The sequence below is a fragment of the Ensifer sp. M14 genome (genome assembly GCF_003355565.1).
In the GTDB taxonomy this organism is placed as follows: Bacteria; Pseudomonadota; Alphaproteobacteria; order Rhizobiales; family Rhizobiaceae; genus Ensifer.
On sequence record NZ_QJNR01000008.1, the window covers coordinates 47,306 to 63,230 of the forward strand.

Here is a 15,925-nt window from a genome sequence, read left to right on the forward strand (position 1 = left end):
GATTAGCTGGCGCGCCGTTTTGGCGCTGAGGCGGATTTCGATTTGGCTGCGGCGGGTTTGGCAGGCTTCTCACGAGCCGCGCCCTTGTTGGCGTTTGCGGCGGCGCGTTTTGTCTTTGGCGTCTTTGCGCCCATTTGAGCGCTTTCGCGCAGAGCTTTGAGAAGATCGCCCGGTTTCGAAGCGGCGGGCGCCTTCTTTTTGGGAAGCGAACGCCCTTCGAGCTTGGCCTTGACCAGTTCGACGACAGCGGCCTCATAACGGTCGTCAAACGCGGCGGCGTCGAAACTGCCCTTCTTTTTTTCGATGATATGCGCGGCAAGATCGAGCATCTCGCCTTCGATCTTCAAGGCGGGAACGTCTTCGAAGGCTTTGACGGCCGAGCGCACTTCGTAGTCGAAGTTGAGGGTCGATGCGATCAATCCCTTTCCATGCGGGCGGATAAGAACTGTGCGCATCCTGCGGAATAGAACCGTGTGGGCGATGGCGGCAACATTTTCTTTCTTCATGCCGTCGCGGAGCAGCATGAAGGCGTCCATGCCCATTTTGTCCGGTGCCAGATAATAGGGCTTGTCGAAGTAGGTCGTGTCGATTTGCGAGCAGGGAATGAAGGCTTCGATTTTCAGCGTCTTGTCGCTGTCTGGGACCGCTGCAGCAACCTCTTCCGGTTCCAGCACCACATATTGGCCGCTTTCTGTCTCGTAGCCTTTGACTTGATCTTCACGCTCGACTGGATCGCCCGTGTCGCTATCGACGAATTCGCGTCTGACGCGGTTTTCGGTTTTCCGGTTGAGGGTGTTGAAAGCCACACGATCGGACGACGATGCTGCTGTGTAGAGCGCCACGGCGCAGGCAACCTCTCCGAACTTGATGAAGCCTTTCCAATTCGCTCTGGGGGCAGCCATAACGCCAGTTCTCCTCGCGCAACCCGACGCCATTCAACTGATGAGGCGGCAAATCGTTCCCCGATACAGCGAAACCTTTTTTATGAATCCAGCGCTTTTGGGCCGCCCGTCTTTCGAATTGGACTTAGCCACCTGATTCAATGCATCTAATCCCCGTCGCGCGCGTTGTAGAACGGAACCGAACGCTTCGCTCCGGACCGAGGAAGAAATGGAGCGAGCTACCGGGCGCGAACGGCGCACAAGCATGGATCAAACCCTGTGAGACTTGCCACTTACAATGTGAACGGCATCAATGGCCGTCTCCACGTGCTCTTGCGCTGGCTCGATGAAACTGCACCGGACGTCGTTTGTCTGCAGGAACTGAAAGCGCCTGATAACAGGTTTCCTTACCGGGAAATCGAGAAAGCCGGATACGGTGCGATTTGGCATGGGCAGAAGTCTTGGAATGGCGTTGCCATTCTCGCCCGCGGGGAAACACCGGTGGAAACACGGCGTGGCCTTCCCGGCGATCCCGACGACAGCCAAAGCCGCTACATCGAAGCGGCAGTGAATGGCATCATTGTCGGATGCCTATATCTGCCTAACGGCAATCCGGCACCAGGCCCCAGGTTCGACTACAAGCTGCGCTGGTTCGAGCGGCTCTATGACTACGGCGCACAGTTGATCGAACTCGAAATCCCCGTTGCACTCGTTGGTGACTTCAACGTGATGCCTACGGATCTCGACGTCTACAAGCCCGAGAGATGGCGCGACGATGCGCTGTTCAGGCCGGAGGTGAAGGCGGCCTACGCTGGCCTGCTGGACCAGGGTTGGACGGATGCGCTGAGATACCTCCACCCCGATGAGCAGATCTACACATTCTGGAAGTATTTTCGGAACGCCTTTGCACGCGACGCCGGGCTGCGCATAGACCATTTCCTGTTAAGTCCGCAGCTGGCAGCCGGTCTGAAACGTGCAAAGGTCGACAAATCGGTCAGAGGCTGGGATCACACCAGCGATCACGCGCCGGTGTGGATCGAATTGGCTTAGTTTCGTTCGCGCGATTAAAGCCCGCTCAGCTGGGCTAAAAGCTCGCATAATGTATCGAGCGGAACGTATGGCGCGCCACCGGCGGCCCTGCAAGGTAGTCAAACGTCACTTGGGGGCGTCATGGCTTTGATCGTGTCTGGGCTCGCCGTATTCAGGCCGCCGGCCGCCTGGTACGCCGTTGCGGAGCTCGAAGGCGCCTTGCACTTAGACCGAGCGCCAGGTCCGGACTCGGCCTAGGCTATGTGTTCATAGCGTCCGCGAACAACCGTGTAGTGCGGATCGGAGAAAATGACATGCTTCAGCGCCGCGGCTGTCCAGCGGTGTTCGCCCATCTCGAAGTCCGCTCTCGCGATTTGCGGGATTGAAGCAGCGCCGCCCATGTATTCGACGTACTTCTTGGCCGCATCCTCTGGAGGCAATTGGTCGAGTGTTGTCGGACTGGCATCATTAAAACCCAAATAACGCTGATAGACTGCGGGAATTGTGCTTAAGGCTCCCGCAATAACCGTTGTTAAACCAGGCCTTCAAGCTCAGGCGGCTGCTTGCGCCGCAGCGGCAACATAGGATCTGGAAAGCGGTGGGGGGCGTCTGGCCCGCCCGGATGACGATGCTGTAATCGCGCTCGGTTGGTTGCCTTCTTGCGCCGATTTCCTGGGGCCGCGGCCGCGTCGTCTTGGGATCGCGGGTCGTGGCGTCACACTCCAGGAGCCAACGCGAGCTGCGCGTGCGGGGTAAAGAAGACGTCGGCGTGCATGTCTTTGGCGCGCAGTCCCCGTGCAAAAGTTACTGCCATTGCCGCATCGACCATCGGCGGCGGGCCGGCCACGTACGCTTTCCAGCCGTCAAGGTCGGAAAAATCCTCTCCGACGGCCTGCGTCACCAAGCCGGTCCGATAATGCCCGGGCTGCGCCTCGGAAAGCACCGGCGCGAAGCTGAGATTGGGATGCCGATTGGTCAGCGCCTGGAAATGCTCGACCAGATAAAGGTCGCGTTCTTCCCGGACACCGAAGTAGACATGGATCGGCTGCTTCATGCCGTGGGCGAGTGCGGTTTCGACGATTGCCTTGATGGGTGCCAGCCCAGAGCCGCCCGCAATGCACAGGATGGGTCCGGAATGATGCTGGCGCAGGTATGAAGATCCCAGCGGAAATTCAAGGATTACCGTGTCGCCGGGCTTCAGCATGCCGTGCACATGTTGCGACGTGACCCCTCGTGGAACGCGGCGGATGTGGAAGTCCAGACTGTCCTCGCGATGGCCATTTGCCATGGAGTAACTGCGGGCAGGCACACCATCGAAGCTGACCTGGGCATACTGCCCTGCGGTAAAGAGCAAGGGAACCTCGTCCTGCGTCGCGACCCGGACGAGTTTGATGTCGTGGGTGAGATCATCGAGTTTGGTCACGATACCTTTAAATCGACGCGCTGGCTGGAGGGCATTGTCGTCGTCGCTGCCAAGCCAAGCCACGGCCGTCCCCGTTATTGGAAGCGCCCGGCAAGCAAGGATAAGTCCATCGGCTTTCTCCTCATCGGTCAGCGCGAAGCGGGAATGCTGAAGAAGCTCCACCTCTCCCTCGACTAGCCGAGATTTGCAGGCGCCACAGCGGCCGGACCTGCAGCCATGCGGATAGGGAATTCCGGCTTTGAGTGCTGCGTCGAGGATGGTCTGCCCGACCTGGACTGCAAGGCTTGTCCGGGCCGTCCGGACTTCAACGAATTTGGCTGTCATGTCAAAGGTTCCTTCAGACGTCATTCGACAGACAAAGCGCCGTTACGAGCGCTTGCTTCTGGCTGTCGAAGGTACCGTAGAGAACCTCATCGTTGACGATCGTGATGGGTGCTACCCTCAATCCGGTGCGCGCCTTCGCCTCCTTGGCGATCTCGGAATCAGAAAGATCGCGCTCGTCAAATGCGAGGCCCTCCCGAAGAAGCCAGCTTTTCAACGCGCGGCAATCCGGGCAGTTGGGTGCGGTGTAGATCAGGATGTGCGGTTGCTTGGCTTCGGTCATTTTTTGCCTCTCTGTGAATTCGACAGGATTTCGCTCGCAGCCGGTCGGCCCTGGGAACGGCCAAGCTGAGCAACATGGCCGACAGGCTGCGGCCTCCAGCGCTTGTAAGGTCAAGGGGTGATTTGCATTCCGATGATATTTTTCGGCGGGACGAATTCGGCCATCACTGATCAGCGAACATCGGAATGCGGAGTTGCGACACCGTCGTGTGTTGTGATTGCTCACTCTTTGGTTAGATTGGGGCTCGACATATCAACGTGGACCTGTTTCTCGCTCTGAAAGAGCCCGCGAGCTTCGTCCCTGCAACAGGTAGTTCAAGTGCATGACCCCTCGTAGGCCAAAGGCAGTTGCTGCAAAGCAGAGCGAAATCGCAAATCGGGTCAGAACAGCGGTATTCGATGAGCCCCTGGATCATTCCTCTCTGTCCCACCACGAGATCACAATTCTGGCGGAAACCTTCCGGCTGCTTGGCGATCCTTCGCGACTGAAGATCCTCCTGAGCTGTCTGGCCGGGCCGATATCGGTGGGCGACATCGCCGAGAGACTGGATCTGTCGCTGTCCCTTGTCAGCCATCACCTGCGCTTGTTGCGAGGCGCGCGCCTGGTCAAGGGCGAGCGGCAGGCCAAGCAGATATTCTACGAGATCGCCGATCAGCACGTCAGCCAGGTGCTGCAGGACATGGCGACGCATGTCTCGGAAGATCATGCGGACGAGTGAGCCGGCCAAAGAACTCCGGCTACCCATGCATGCAATTGAATCAGCCCTGAGGGTGTTCTTCAGGTCTTGCAGCGCAAAAGCGGCAGCCGACAGCCTCATCTCGCCTGATCCATTTCGTGGCGTTTTCGCGCGCTACCCTACTAGCTATCATTTCACCAGACCGTAGACTGTGTTCTGGCGCTGAAAGACTGATCCTCGTCACAGGCATCCTCGGCGTTACCGGTCAGCGCATCGCTGTTCTCGCCGAACAGGCGCAATCGAAATGTGCTCCGGCCCCGACGCTCCGGGAGCGAAATCGGTTGAGGCCGTCGCCGCAGCCGACCCGTTAAGCACCTCTTCGGAAATAACTTTTTCAGGGCCTTGACCTTTCCATCGTTGGAAACCGCACCTTCGTCAACGAATTGACCGCTGCCGCCGTCTGCAGGGCCCGGAGCGCGCACAAATGAAGGTGAACGAGAATGAGTAAGAAAGCCGCCCTCCTGTTCTTAGCCGGTGTCGCCGTCACCGGGGGCAGTTTTGCCCTTATCAACAGCGACGAAGCGGGACCCTATGCCAGTCGCCTGATTGAACTTGCCTCGTCGGCCAGTGTGTCCGAGGCAGTCGCGGCCGGAGCCGCGGGAGCGCCCACGCCCCAGGTTCCGGTCGCCGAGGTTATCTTGCGCGAAGTTGCGCCTTCGGTTGAGTTCACGGGTCATCTGGAAGCAGCAAAGACCATTGAGCTGCGCCCGCGTGTCGGCGGCGCCATCGACGTCGTGAGCGTGCCGGAAGGCGGTCTCGTTCGTCCGGGTCAACTGCTGTTCCAGATCGACCCCAGACCGTTCCAGGTAGCGCTGGATGCCGCCAAGGCCCAGTTGAAGCAGGCCACGATTCTGCTCGATCACGCCGACATCGCATTCGGGCGAGCCGAATCTTTGGCTCCGAACGGCACGGTGTCGCGCAAGACCTATGACGATGCCGAGGCGACGCGCCGCCAGCGGCAGGCGCAGGTCGAAATCGCCAAGGCGGCCGTGGCCGCCGCCGAACTCGATCTCTCCTTCACGCGCGTCACGGCTCCGATTGCCGGGCGGGTCGATCGCGTGCTTGTCACCGAAGGCAACCTGGTTGCCGGCGGCAATGCCGGCGCATCGACGCTTCTGACCACGATTGTCTCGACGAACCCCCTCTACGCCTATTTCGATATCGACGAAGCAACCTTTCTCGATTTCATTGCGCGCGCCCGCCCCGGCGAGAGCGAAAACGCAACCGAGAAACTGCCCGTGCAGCTCGGCCTCATGACCGATGCCGGCTTTCCCCATGTCGGCGTTCTCGATTTCATCGGCAACCGTGTCGATCGCGGCACCGGCACGATAAGAGCCCGCGCCATCTTGCAGAACCCGGATGGTCGGCTCGCGCCGGGGCTCTTTGCGCGGGTCAATCTGGTGACCTCGGAGCCGGCCCGAACCGTGCTGATCGACGACCAGGCAATCGGGGTCGACCAGGGCCGCCGCTACGTTCTGGCGCTTGGGCCAGAGAACAAGGCCGAGTATCGCCCGGTCGAACTCGGACCGATCATCGACGGTCTGCGCGTTGTGACAAGCGGGCTCAAACCGGGAGAGAAGATCATTATCAAGGGGTTGGTCCGGCCCGGAATGCACGTGGATCCGCAGATGATTTCGATGCTTCCCGGCCACTCGGCCGGTGGCGACCAGGCGGCGGCCGAAGCGCAGGAGGCGCGTCGATGAATATTCCACGGTTTTTCGTCGACCGTCCCATTTTCGCGGTCGTCCTGTCGGTCTTGATGTTGATCGGTGGCGGCCTGACGCTCCTGAAATTGCCATTGAGCGAATATCCCCAGGTGACGCCGCCCACGGTACAGGTCACCGCAAACTATCCGGGCGCCAATCCCGAGGTGATTGCCGAAACGGTTGCCGCACCGCTGGAGCAGGTGATCAACGGCGTCGACAACATGCTCTATATGAGCTCCCAGGCGGCAACCGACGGCCGCATGACGCTGACGGTGACCTTTCAGCAAGGCACCGACCCCGACATGGCGCAGATCCAGGTACAGAACCGCGTCTCGCGCGCGCTCCCGCGTCTGCCGCAGGAAGTGCAGCGCATCGGCGTCGTGACGCAGAAGACCTCGCCCGACATCCTGATGGTCGTGCATCTCGTCTCGCCCGACGATCGTTATGATCCTCTCTATCTTTCGAACTTCGCCACATTGCAGGTGCGCGACCAGCTTGCGCGCCTTTCGGGCGTCGGTGATGTCTTGGTCTGGGGGGCCGGCGAATACTCGATGCGGGTCTGGCTCGATCCGGCCAAGGTGGCGGCGCGTGGTCTGACCGCCTCCGAGGTCGTTGCGGCAATTCAGGAGCAGAACGCTCAGGTGGCCGCCGGCTCGGTTGGCCAGCAGCCGGATGCCTCGGCAGCGCTTCAGGTTACGGTCAACACCCTCGGCAGACTTTCCAGCGAGGCGCAATTCGGCGACATCGTCCTCAAGACGGGCGCCGATGGCCAGATCACCCGGCTGCGGGATGTTTCCCGCATCGAACTCGGTGCCGACTCCTACGCCCTGCGCAGTCTTCTCGACGGCAAACCGGCGCTGGCGATGCAGATCATCCAGAGCCCCGGCGCCAACGCACTCGACGTGGCGAGCGCCATTCGCGGCACCATGGAAGAACTCCAGAAGGGATTTCCCGAGGGTGTAGAATATCGCATCGCCTACGACCCGACCGTCTTCGTCCAGGCCTCTCTGGAGGCCGTGGTGGTGACATTGCTCGAAGCGATCGCCCTGGTCGTGATCGTGGTGGTGATCTTCCTTCAGACCTGGCGCGCTTCGATCATCCCTTTGGTTGCGGTGCCGGTATCGTTGGTCGGCACATTCGCCTTCATGTACATGTTCGGCTTTTCGCTGAACACGCTGTCGCTGTTCGGCCTCGTCCTGTCGATCGGCATCGTGGTCGATGACGCCATCGTGGTGGTCGAGAACGTCGAGCGTCACATCGCGCTTGGCGAAACGCCGAAGGAGGCGGCGCGCAAGGCGATGGACGAAGTGACCGGGCCGATCATTGCCATTACGTCGGTGCTGTCGGCCGTGTTCATTCCGTCGGCCTTCCTGTCCGGGCTGCAAGGGGAATTCTACCGGCAGTTCGCGCTCACGATCGCAATCTCGACCATCCTGTCGGCCGTCAATTCTCTCACGCTTTCCCCCGCGCTCGCAGCCATGCTCCTGAAGCCGCACCATGGAGATGTGAAACGCGATCTCCTGACCCGCGCGATCGACCGCCTTTTCGGCTGGTTCTTCCGGCTGTTCAACCGTTTCTTCGACAGTGCCTCGAATGCCTATGTCTGGTCGGTTCGCCGCGCGGTGCGGTTCAGCGTGATCGTCTTGCTCGGCTATGCCGGCCTCGTCGGCATGACATGGATGGGTTTCCAGACGGTGCCGAACGGGTTCGTACCGGCCCAGGACAAGTATTACCTTGTCGGCATTGCCCAACTGCCGACCGGAGCCTCGCTTGACCGGACCGAGGCGGTGGTCAAGACAATGTCGCAGATCGCGCTTGCAGAACCGGGCGTGGAAAGCGTCGTCGCCTTCCCGGGCCTTTCCGTCAACGGCATGGTCAATATTCCGAACGCCGCCGTGATCTTCACGATGCTGAAACCCTTTGACGAGCGCAAGGATCCTTCCTTGTCCGCTTTTGCGATCGCAGGTCGCCTGATGGGCAAGTTCAGCGAGATCCCCGATGGCTTTGCCGGCATCTTCCCGCCACCACCCGTTCCGGGCCTCGGTGCTACCGGCGGCTTCAAGATCCAGATCGAGGATCGGGCGGGGCTTGGCTTCGAGGCGCTGGCGCAGGCGCAGGGTGCCATCATGGGCAGAGCGATGCAGACGCCTGAACTGGCCGGTATGCTCGCGAGCTTCCAGGTGAATGCACCACAGGTGCAGGTGGACATCGACCGGGTGAAGGCCAAGTCGCAAGGTGTGCCGCTCAACACCATCTTCGAGACGTTGCAGGTCAATCTCGGCTCGCTCTACGCCAACGACTTCAATCGCTTCGGCCGCACGTACCGCGTGATGGTCCAGGCGGACGCGCCATTCCGGATGCAGCCGGAGGACATCGGTCGCCTGAAAGTGCGCAACGCGGCGGGCGAAATGATCCCGCTGTCGGCCTTGCTGACCATCAGGCACAGTTCGGGGCCGGATCGGGTCATGCATTACAACAGCTTCCCGTCGGCCGATATCAGCGGCAGCCCCGCGCCCGGATACTCGTTCGGGCAGGCGACCGCGGCAATAGAAAGGATCGCATCGGAAACGCTGCCCCCGGGCATGGCCTTCGAGTGGACGGAACTCGCCTATCAGGAGAAACAGGCCGGAAACACGGCCATGTACGTCTTCCCACTGTCCGTTCTGCTGGCGTTTCTCATTCTTGCGGCACAGTACAACAGCTGGTCCTTGCCATTCGCTGTGTTGCTGATCGCTCCGATGGCGTTGCTTTCAGCGATAGCGGGCGTCTGGTTTACGGGCGGCGACAACAACATTTTCACGCAGATCGGCTTCGTCGTGCTCGTGGGTCTCGCGGCCAAAAATGCTATCCTGATCGTCGAGTTCGCCAGGGCGAGGGAAGATGAAGGCGTCGATCCGCTAAGCGCCGTGCTTGAAGCCGCCCGGCTTCGCCTGCGACCGATCCTGATGACCTCGCTCGCCTTCATCGCCGGTGTCGTGCCGCTTGTGATCGCAACGGGGGCGGGTGCCGAGATGCGACATGTCATGGGTATTGCTGTGTTCGCGGGCATGCTTGGCGTCACCCTGTTCGGGCTCGTGCTCACGCCGGTCTTCTACGTCATCGTTCGGCGCATGGCGATCGGCCGCGAGCAACGCGGGACCTCCAGCCCGTCGCTCGAAACACGCGTCTAGACGGTTCGGCGTCCGGTAGCGTCAAGGGAAGGGGGCGGTCACCGCCCTTTTTCAATTTCACATGTCCCAAGGACGCTGTGGCGTAACCGTGGCAATGACAAGTCTCAATTTTCTTCATTTCCAGGACTTGACCTTGCAACGGTAGGAAGCACCATTTGTCATGGAGGCAAACCAAGGAGGCCTCCATGTTTATCTTTACTGTTCCCGACATGACGTGCGGCGGTTGCGCCAAATCGGTCACCAAAGCGCTGGTGAGTGTCGATTCCGACGCGACGATCGAGACCGATCCGCCAAAGCGAGAGGTCCGGGTCCGGACGTCTGCGAGTGAAGTGGCAATTCGCGCGGTCCTGTCTGAAGCCGGCTATCCGGTCGAGGACAAGACGGATGCCGCGTGACGCATTTCGCTTGTGCCAGCGCAAGCTGGCTCTGGTGTTTCAGGCGGCGACAGTGCCACCGTCAATCTGAGCAAGAGGGCAGCCTTCGGGCTGCCCTCGTTGTTTGCGTCATCCTTCTGGTCCCCTTCATAGCCGCGGTCGACGCTCCACTGCGGTTAGCGCGGTTGGGGAGAAGCCCATCAGAAGACATCGATATCCGGGCGTCCGCCTCTGCGCGACCGGGTTCCAGCTGTCGCCAATTGCCGGCCGGCCCTTCGCCCGCCCTCAAGTCGTCGCTGCGTCGTTTAGCGCCCCCAAATGACTTGCAGATTCTTTCGTCACGGCGATTGACAAACAAACATATGAATAGGTATTCATGTGTTTGTTTGAAACGGATTGTACCGACCTATGGCGAACCCATCTTTCTCCCACAGCGACCACCATGGCCACGATCACGCCGAGGGGCACGACCATGAACATGACCATGGCCACGATCACTCCCACGTTCCGGTGGTGACGAAGGACAATGAGCGAAAAATCCTCATTTCCTTCCTGATCATCCTCTCATTCATGTTCGTCGAGGCCGTCGGCGGGTATATCTCGGGATCGCTTGCCCTTCTTGCCGATGCCGGCCATATGCTGACCGACGCGATCGCGCTCGGCCTGGCCTACGTTGCCTTCCGTCTCGGAAGGCGGTCTGCCGACGGGCAGCGTACCTTCGGCTACGCCCGCTTCGAGGTGATTGCCGGGCTCATCAATGCCCTCACGCTGTTCGGCATCGTCGGGTGGATCCTCTATGAGGCCGTCGAACGGTTGCAGGACCCCCAACCGGTGCTGGCCGGATCGATGCTCGTGGTCGCCGTCATCGGCTTGCTCGTGAACGTTTTCGTCCTCTGGTTTCTGACCCGCGGTGATTCCGAGCATGTCAACATCAAGGGTGCAGTGCTGCACGTTATGGGCGATCTTCTCGGATCGGTCGGCGCGATCGTCGCAGCGATCGTGATCCGCTACACGGGCTGGACCCCGATCGACCCGGTTCTCTCGGTGTTCGTGTCCCTGCTGATCCTGCGCAGTGCCTGGAGCCTGCTCAAGAACACGCTGCATATCCTGCTCGAAGGCGCTCCTGCCAACGCAGACAGTTCCGAGATTGCCGAACATCTTCGAGCAACCGTTCCGGGCGTTCGCAACGTCACGCACATCCACGTCTGGTCGCTGACGTCAGGGCGCGTCTTGGCGACGCTCCAGGTGCAGCCGATGGATGGGGCCGATATCCGCAGTGTCATCAACCAGGTCGAGCAGCAGCTGAAGACGAAGTTCAACATCGAGCATCCGACGATCGGCATCAACTGGGATGGAGGCGCGAGTTGCAGTCTGGAACAGCCCGGCAATGCCTCCGCCTCACACGCAGCTCACTCGCATTAACCGGCTGCGCCTCACGTATCACCCGGAAAGCCCGAGACTGAGCCGCGGATCATCGAAGACACCACAGTGTACATGATGGGCCGCAGATCATATTGACCCGGCCCCTGCACAGGCCTGCGGCGGGACGCGCGATTGCCGTGCCACTCGTCAGTCCCGCGGCAGCTGCATTTCATCTCGGTGTTGCTTTCTCAGTGGGCGAGACCCATCGGCTTGAAGATCATCCAGATCGCCATGGCGACCATCATCAGGTTCTCGGTGAGCGATACGAAACCCAGCGGCACATTGCTGTCGCCGCCGACACAGGCGCATTTCAACTCGCGCTTATCGATGTATACGGCCTTGAACACAGAGACCGCGCCTATACCGCCGATGAAGAGTGCGACGGGAATGGAGAGCCACATGAAAGCGCCCGCCATCATCAACACGCCGGCGAGCGCTTCGGCGAACGGATAGACGTATGCGTAGCGAACCCATCGCTGCGCCAGAAGGTCGTAGTTCAGGAACATGGTGGCAAAGCCTTCCACGTCCTTGAGCTTCTGAAGGGCGAGGAGACACATCGCAATGGCGATAAACCATTCCGCGGCCTGGATCGTCGCGACGTTTCCGAATGCCGCCCAACTTGCGGCCAGCGCCATCAAGGCAGCCATCGAGAAGAGCGCTATCACCGGCTTGTAGGTGACGGCGTCCTTGTCTTTCACCTCGCCCCCGAAGAATTTGACGAGATCGTCATAGCCGCCGATACGCTCGCCGTTGATAAAAGTCTGCGGTGTCGTTTTTACATTGTGCTTTGTCTTGAAGGCATCGATTTCTTCGCGGGTCGTCAACTTTTGGTCGTCGACCTCGTAACCCCAGCGCTTCAGCAGATCGAGTGCCTTCAGCCCGTAGGGGCAGGTGTGTTCGGCCGTCACCATCCGATGAAGTTCGGCACGCTTTGCCGCATGTGCTGCCATTTCCGATTCCTTTGTTGCTAGAGTTTTGCCTTGGCGAAGACCTCGACCAGTTCGTTGAATTTGCTGCGCTGACGGTCAGCGTCGCCGGACGCGATTGCCTCTTCCACGCAGCAGGCGGCATGCGACCGCAAGACCGCATTCTCGACCCTGGAAAGGGCAGCTTTTACAGCGTGAATCTGTTGGAGAATGTCGATGCAGTATCGCTCGTCTTCGACCATCTGGCCGATGCCGCGAACCTGGCCGGCAATCCGATTGAGAGACACGAGAGTCGATCTGTAATTCTTGTCGCACATGCTGATACCCCTACCTAGTATGGGTATCCAACGCTTCGAACGGGGATTCGTTCCCGCATAGTTGACGCCCGTTGCCGTAATGATGCCTGGCCAGGTGGCACCGATGGCAACGTCGCTCCGGTCGTGATCAACGGATGCGGCGATCCGCCGGGGACTATCGGGCAGGGAAATCAGCAACTCCGACCTCTGGAGCTGCAAATGGCGGTGATGGGATGGATGGCCTCTGAAGCACCGTCTTTGCACCGCCTGGCTGAGCGGTTTCTTCAGGGGGGCCATTGTCGTCCGCTTCTGTCTGCAGGTACCAGATGTCGATCGGCAATCGCCGCCCGGCCAGCGCCACATCGTTCTTCATCGTCCACAGCGCCGGTGGCGCAGGTTGGCGCAACTGTTTGACCAGCGCCGCCGAGACAACGAGCGGTGAGCTCAGATTTTTTGTCAGTGCCTCCAGTCGCTGGGCGACATTGACCGCATCTCCAATGACGGTGAATTCGCTATGGCAGCCGCTGTCGAGGATGCCGCCGACGACGGAGCCATAGTGCAGACCTATGCCTGCATTCATCGCGGGGAGCCCGGCAACTGAATTCTGGTGCTTCCAATTGCTCAACGCATGAACCAGTTCGAGCGCGCAAGCGAGCGCACGGTCTGCATCATCTTTCATCGGCTTGGGTTGCCCGAACACCGCCATGACGCCATCACCGATGAACTTGTCGACGGTTCCGCCATGGGAAAAAATGGTCCCCGAAACCAGATGGCGATAGTGTGCAAGGACAGATGCGAGTTCGCGAGTGGGGGCTGTCTCAGCAAAACGGGTGAAGTCGCGCAGGTCCACGAACATGATTACGGCATTGCGACGTTCGAGCTCGAGGGCTGCGCTCCCCTCCTGGAGATCGGCGACAACCAATGGCGAGAAAAACCGGGAAAGATTCAGGCGTTGCCGATTTGCCAGGAGCGCCTCCTTTCGCGTTCTGTCGTGATCCTTGGCGAGGAGGTAGGTGGCAAAGGCGGTGAAGCCATAGCTTACGATCAGCCCCAGATCCTGATTAAGGACAAAAGCAAAAAATGGAGCGGTTTCAGCGATTGGCTGTCTGGCGGCGACAACCGCCAGCATGCCCGCCCAGGCACAGAGGACGATGCCTGAAAACACCAGGACCAGTCGCCGCTGCAGCGTCAGGCCAACATCGCTGAGAAGAATGAACGCCACGATGAGGCTGGTGGTTGCAACAGCGTGACTGCCCTTGGTTGGTCCGCCAAGAATATCGGCATGGAGGATCAGTGCGACAAGCAGCGCGTCAAGAATGACGAGAAGCGTCTTCAGCCGGAATCGGCCGGGCAGGAAGCGAGCATGCGCTACAGATGCAATGCTAATGGCCAGATAGAAAATGACGACGGCGAAACGGTACCCTTCGGCCCCTGCGCCTTTGCCAATCAGGACGTTGGCGGCAAGAATGATAAAGACAGCGAGCCGGAGAAGGATTGACCGGGCTCCCCGCTCGAAATGTCGGTCGTTGCTGAGTGAGGGCGTCATGTTCTTCTTCGGCTGAGGGGAGCGGTTCCGGGACTTACGGTTAGCCGATCTCTCCTGCTCTAGCGTCTCCGTTACGATCTTGTACGCCATGATTTTAGCCTTAGCGTCGAACGCGATCCCGGCCGAAAACAATGGATATGACCTTTCTAGGGCTTCCAACGATGGTAAGGTCAAGGGCGGTGGCGACCTTGAGTACATCCATGGGTGGGCGCACACCACGAAAATGGGTCTCTACGGTACCGACACGATTGCAGCGCGCCCTGGTTGTCGCCATTGGGCTTGGTGCCAGTCGTTCCAAGAGGCGATTTATCCGACGGGCATCGTCAAGTTAACGAAACCTGGATTTGATGTGCTATGACAGACCGTGATCGGCTACATCGCCGCCATCGCTTTCCCGCTGAAATCATTGCCCACGCCGTGTGGCTTTATTTCCGTTTCCCTCTCAGCCTGCGGAATGGTCGTGGACTTGCTGGCTGCCCGTGGGATCATTGTCTCCCATCAGAGACGGTCCGGCTGTGGGCGGAGAAGTTCGGCCGGCATTTCGCCAACGACATCCGTCGTCGCTCATCCGGCCAGCTTGGAGGCAAGTGGCACCTCGGTGTGGCCGTCATTTCGATCCGAGGCAAGCAGCACTGGCTGTGACGCGCCGTTGGTCATGACGGTTTTGTTCTGGAGGTGCTGGTGCAAAACCACCGTAATGCCAAGGCGGCCAAACGCCTGATGCGTAAGCTCTTGAAGAGCCAGGGCCGAGCGCCGCGGGTGATGATCACCGATAAGCTTCGATCCTACGACGTCGCAAAGCGGGAGATCATGCCCGGTGTCGAGCGTCGCTCCCACAAAGGCCTGAACAAACGGGCGGAGAATTCCCACCAACCAGTCCGGCGGCGAGAGCGGATCATGAAGCGCTTCAAGTCACAGCGACATCTACAACGCTTCGCCTCCATCCATGACCCGACTGCCGACCTGTTCCACATCCCGCGCCACGACATCCCTTCCAGCCATCATCGCGAATTGCGCGCAGCGGCGATGAACCTGTGGGCGAAAGTCGCCCGGGCATGCCCGACAAAATAGGACGGCGTCATGGTCTGGCCTCTTTGCCATTAAGTTTACGATGCAAACCAGGGGCGTGCAAAGAGCTCAAAACTCGCAAATTTGATCTGGACCTAATCCGCGTATCGCCATGCCGGCCCGCGGTTCATGCAATGCCGCAACGATGAGGCCTGACACATGACCCCACCCGATCACATGCACAAAAAGTTCGAAACCGCCTTGCATAACCGGGAGCATCCACACATGCACGCCGAAACACACGTTCCCGGCAGCCGAAGAGAAAGAAGGCCTTGGACCACTTTTGATAAAGTGGTCCTTGCCTGGCTCGCCTTTGACCGGTCAGGTCATGCGGTAAACATGACGGAGGAAGCCTATGGCTGGAGATAGACAAATCATCGTTCCCGCAAACGGGATGGGAGAATTCTGGACGGACGAGCGTTGCTACATCACCGAGATGCATAATAACGATGCGTCGCCGGAAGCATCGCTGGCGCTTGCCAGGGTCGAGGTCGGCGTGACCACGCAGTTGCACAGCCTCACTGGCGTGATCGAGCGCTATGTCGTTCGCCAGGGCGAAGGGATCGTTGAAATCGATGGCATCAAGCAGAAGCTGCAAGTCGGTGATCAGGCGGTGATCCCGGCCGGCGCGGCTCAGCGCATCGAGAATACCGGCGCGGTGGACCTGGAGTTCTACTGCCTGTGCACCCCCCGCTTCTTCCCGGCTTCCTACGTCAACCTGGAATAGGCAGTCGGTTCGTTCGC

The 15,925-nt window shown here is 59.8% G+C and carries 14 protein-coding genes and 1 pseudogene; 8 read left to right on the forward strand and 7 right to left on the reverse strand.

The window, feature by feature from the left end:
- Positions 1-2 precede the first annotated feature (2 nt).
- On the reverse strand, positions 3-902 hold the full coding sequence (locus BLJAPNOD_RS25795; protein ID WP_115421944.1) for a Ku protein: 900 nt from the start codon (positions 900-902) through the stop codon (positions 3-5).
- 258 nt (positions 903-1,160) lie between these two features.
- Here BLJAPNOD_RS25795 and xth point away from each other — a divergent pair, with 258 nt between their 5' ends.
- A complete protein-coding gene (gene xth, locus BLJAPNOD_RS25800) occupies positions 1,161-1,931 on the forward strand; it encodes an exodeoxyribonuclease III (RefSeq protein ID WP_077500292.1) in 771 nt (256 codons plus the stop codon).
- A gap of 233 nt (positions 1,932-2,164) precedes the next feature.
- On the opposite strand, the gene BLJAPNOD_RS35690 is transcribed toward xth, so the two are convergent.
- The 3 genes from BLJAPNOD_RS35690 to BLJAPNOD_RS25815 form a co-directional block, all read right to left on the reverse strand.
- Entirely contained in the window at positions 2,165-2,434 is a 270-nt protein-coding gene (locus BLJAPNOD_RS35690) for an alkyl sulfatase dimerization domain-containing protein (protein WP_343215827.1), read from the reverse strand.
- A 191-nt stretch (positions 2,435-2,625) separates the two neighbouring features.
- Entirely contained in the window at positions 2,626-3,657 is a 1,032-nt protein-coding gene (locus BLJAPNOD_RS25810) for a 2Fe-2S iron-sulfur cluster-binding protein (protein WP_115421945.1), read from the reverse strand.
- A gap of 13 nt (positions 3,658-3,670) precedes the next feature.
- Positions 3,671-3,937, reverse strand: coding sequence for a glutaredoxin family protein (locus BLJAPNOD_RS25815; protein WP_115421946.1), 267 nt, complete (start codon positions 3,935-3,937; stop codon positions 3,671-3,673).
- A 322-nt stretch (positions 3,938-4,259) separates the two neighbouring features.
- On the opposite strand from BLJAPNOD_RS25815, the gene BLJAPNOD_RS25820 reads away from it, so the two are divergent.
- The 5 genes from BLJAPNOD_RS25820 to BLJAPNOD_RS25840 all read left to right on the forward strand — a co-directional run bounded on the left by BLJAPNOD_RS25820 (position 4,260) and on the right by BLJAPNOD_RS25840 (position 11,345).
- Positions 4,260-4,655, forward strand: coding sequence for a metalloregulator ArsR/SmtB family transcription factor (locus BLJAPNOD_RS25820; protein WP_115421947.1), 396 nt, complete (start codon positions 4,260-4,262; stop codon positions 4,653-4,655).
- 458 nt (positions 4,656-5,113) lie between these two features.
- Positions 5,114-6,376 (forward strand): efflux RND transporter periplasmic adaptor subunit, encoded by a 1,263-nt coding sequence (locus BLJAPNOD_RS25825; RefSeq protein WP_115421948.1) that lies wholly within the window; start codon positions 5,114-5,116, stop codon positions 6,374-6,376.
- Positions 6,373-9,549 carry an efflux RND transporter permease subunit gene (locus tag BLJAPNOD_RS25830; RefSeq protein ID WP_115421949.1) on the forward strand — a complete coding sequence of 1,059 codons (3,177 nt, stop codon included), beginning with the start codon at positions 6,373-6,375 and terminating at the stop codon, positions 9,547-9,549. Before BLJAPNOD_RS25825 ends, BLJAPNOD_RS25830 begins: the two co-directional genes overlap by 4 nt.
- A 185-nt stretch (positions 9,550-9,734) precedes the next feature.
- Positions 9,735-9,944 carry a heavy-metal-associated domain-containing protein gene (locus BLJAPNOD_RS25835; RefSeq protein WP_115421950.1) on the forward strand — a complete coding sequence of 70 codons (210 nt, stop codon included), beginning with the start codon at positions 9,735-9,737 and terminating at the stop codon, positions 9,942-9,944.
- Between the two features lie 387 nt (positions 9,945-10,331).
- Entirely contained in the window at positions 10,332-11,345 is a 1,014-nt protein-coding gene (locus BLJAPNOD_RS25840; RefSeq protein WP_115421951.1) for a cation diffusion facilitator family transporter, read from the forward strand.
- Positions 11,346-11,533: 188 nt separating this feature from the next.
- Here the strand turns inward: BLJAPNOD_RS25840 and BLJAPNOD_RS25845 are convergent, their stop codons facing one another.
- The 3 genes from BLJAPNOD_RS25845 to BLJAPNOD_RS25855 all read right to left on the reverse strand — a co-directional run bounded on the left by BLJAPNOD_RS25845 (position 11,534) and on the right by BLJAPNOD_RS25855 (position 14,113).
- Positions 11,534-12,295, reverse strand: a complete 762-nt coding sequence (locus BLJAPNOD_RS25845) for a glutaredoxin (RefSeq protein ID WP_115421952.1) — start codon at positions 12,293-12,295, stop codon at positions 11,534-11,536.
- A 17-nt stretch (positions 12,296-12,312) separates the two neighbouring features.
- Positions 12,313-12,588, reverse strand: a complete 276-nt coding sequence (locus BLJAPNOD_RS25850; protein WP_115421953.1) for a metal-sensitive transcriptional regulator — start codon at positions 12,586-12,588, stop codon at positions 12,313-12,315.
- A 154-nt stretch (positions 12,589-12,742) separates the two neighbouring features.
- The gene (locus BLJAPNOD_RS25855; protein WP_115421954.1) at positions 12,743-14,113 is read right to left on the reverse strand and encodes an adenylate/guanylate cyclase domain-containing protein; all 1,371 of its coding nucleotides are present in this window, start codon (positions 14,111-14,113) and stop codon (positions 12,743-12,745) included.
- 354 nt (positions 14,114-14,467) lie between these two features.
- Between BLJAPNOD_RS25855 and BLJAPNOD_RS25860 the strand changes: the two are divergent.
- Positions 14,468-15,184 (forward strand): annotated as a pseudogene (locus BLJAPNOD_RS25860) (IS6 family transposase).
- Positions 15,185-15,536: 352 nt separating this feature from the next.
- Positions 15,537-15,908 carry a cupin domain-containing protein gene (locus tag BLJAPNOD_RS25865; protein ID WP_244611104.1) on the forward strand — a complete coding sequence of 124 codons (372 nt, stop codon included), beginning with the start codon at positions 15,537-15,539 and terminating at the stop codon, positions 15,906-15,908.
- Positions 15,909-15,925: the final 17 nt, after the last annotated feature.

What these genes read in the sequence shown, in the direction of transcription:
- BLJAPNOD_RS25865 (WP_244611104.1), top strand. Translation starts at nt 15,537, where the DNA reads ATGGCTGGAGATAGACAAATCATCGTTCCCGCAAACGGGATGGGAGAA.
- BLJAPNOD_RS25845 (WP_115421952.1), bottom strand. Translation starts at nt 12,295, where the DNA reads ATGGCAGCACATGCGGCAAAGCGTGCCGAACTTCATCGGATGGTGACG.
- BLJAPNOD_RS25840 (WP_115421951.1), top strand. Translation starts at nt 10,332, where the DNA reads ATGGCGAACCCATCTTTCTCCCACAGCGACCACCATGGCCACGATCAC.
- BLJAPNOD_RS25820 (WP_115421947.1), top strand. Translation starts at nt 4,260, where the DNA reads ATGACCCCTCGTAGGCCAAAGGCAGTTGCTGCAAAGCAGAGCGAAATC.
- BLJAPNOD_RS25825 (WP_115421948.1), top strand. Translation starts at nt 5,114, where the DNA reads ATGAGTAAGAAAGCCGCCCTCCTGTTCTTAGCCGGTGTCGCCGTCACC.
- BLJAPNOD_RS25795 (WP_115421944.1), bottom strand. Translation starts at nt 902, where the DNA reads ATGGCTGCCCCCAGAGCGAATTGGAAAGGCTTCATCAAGTTCGGAGAG.
- BLJAPNOD_RS25855 (WP_115421954.1), bottom strand. Translation starts at nt 14,113, where the DNA reads ATGACGCCCTCACTCAGCAACGACCGACATTTCGAGCGGGGAGCCCGG.
- BLJAPNOD_RS25835 (WP_115421950.1), top strand. Translation starts at nt 9,735, where the DNA reads ATGTTTATCTTTACTGTTCCCGACATGACGTGCGGCGGTTGCGCCAAA.
- BLJAPNOD_RS25830 (WP_115421949.1), top strand. Translation starts at nt 6,373, where the DNA reads ATGAATATTCCACGGTTTTTCGTCGACCGTCCCATTTTCGCGGTCGTC.
- BLJAPNOD_RS25850 (WP_115421953.1), bottom strand. Translation starts at nt 12,588, where the DNA reads ATGTGCGACAAGAATTACAGATCGACTCTCGTGTCTCTCAATCGGATT.
- BLJAPNOD_RS25815 (WP_115421946.1), bottom strand. Translation starts at nt 3,937, where the DNA reads ATGACCGAAGCCAAGCAACCGCACATCCTGATCTACACCGCACCCAAC.
- BLJAPNOD_RS25810 (WP_115421945.1), bottom strand. Translation starts at nt 3,657, where the DNA reads ATGACAGCCAAATTCGTTGAAGTCCGGACGGCCCGGACAAGCCTTGCA.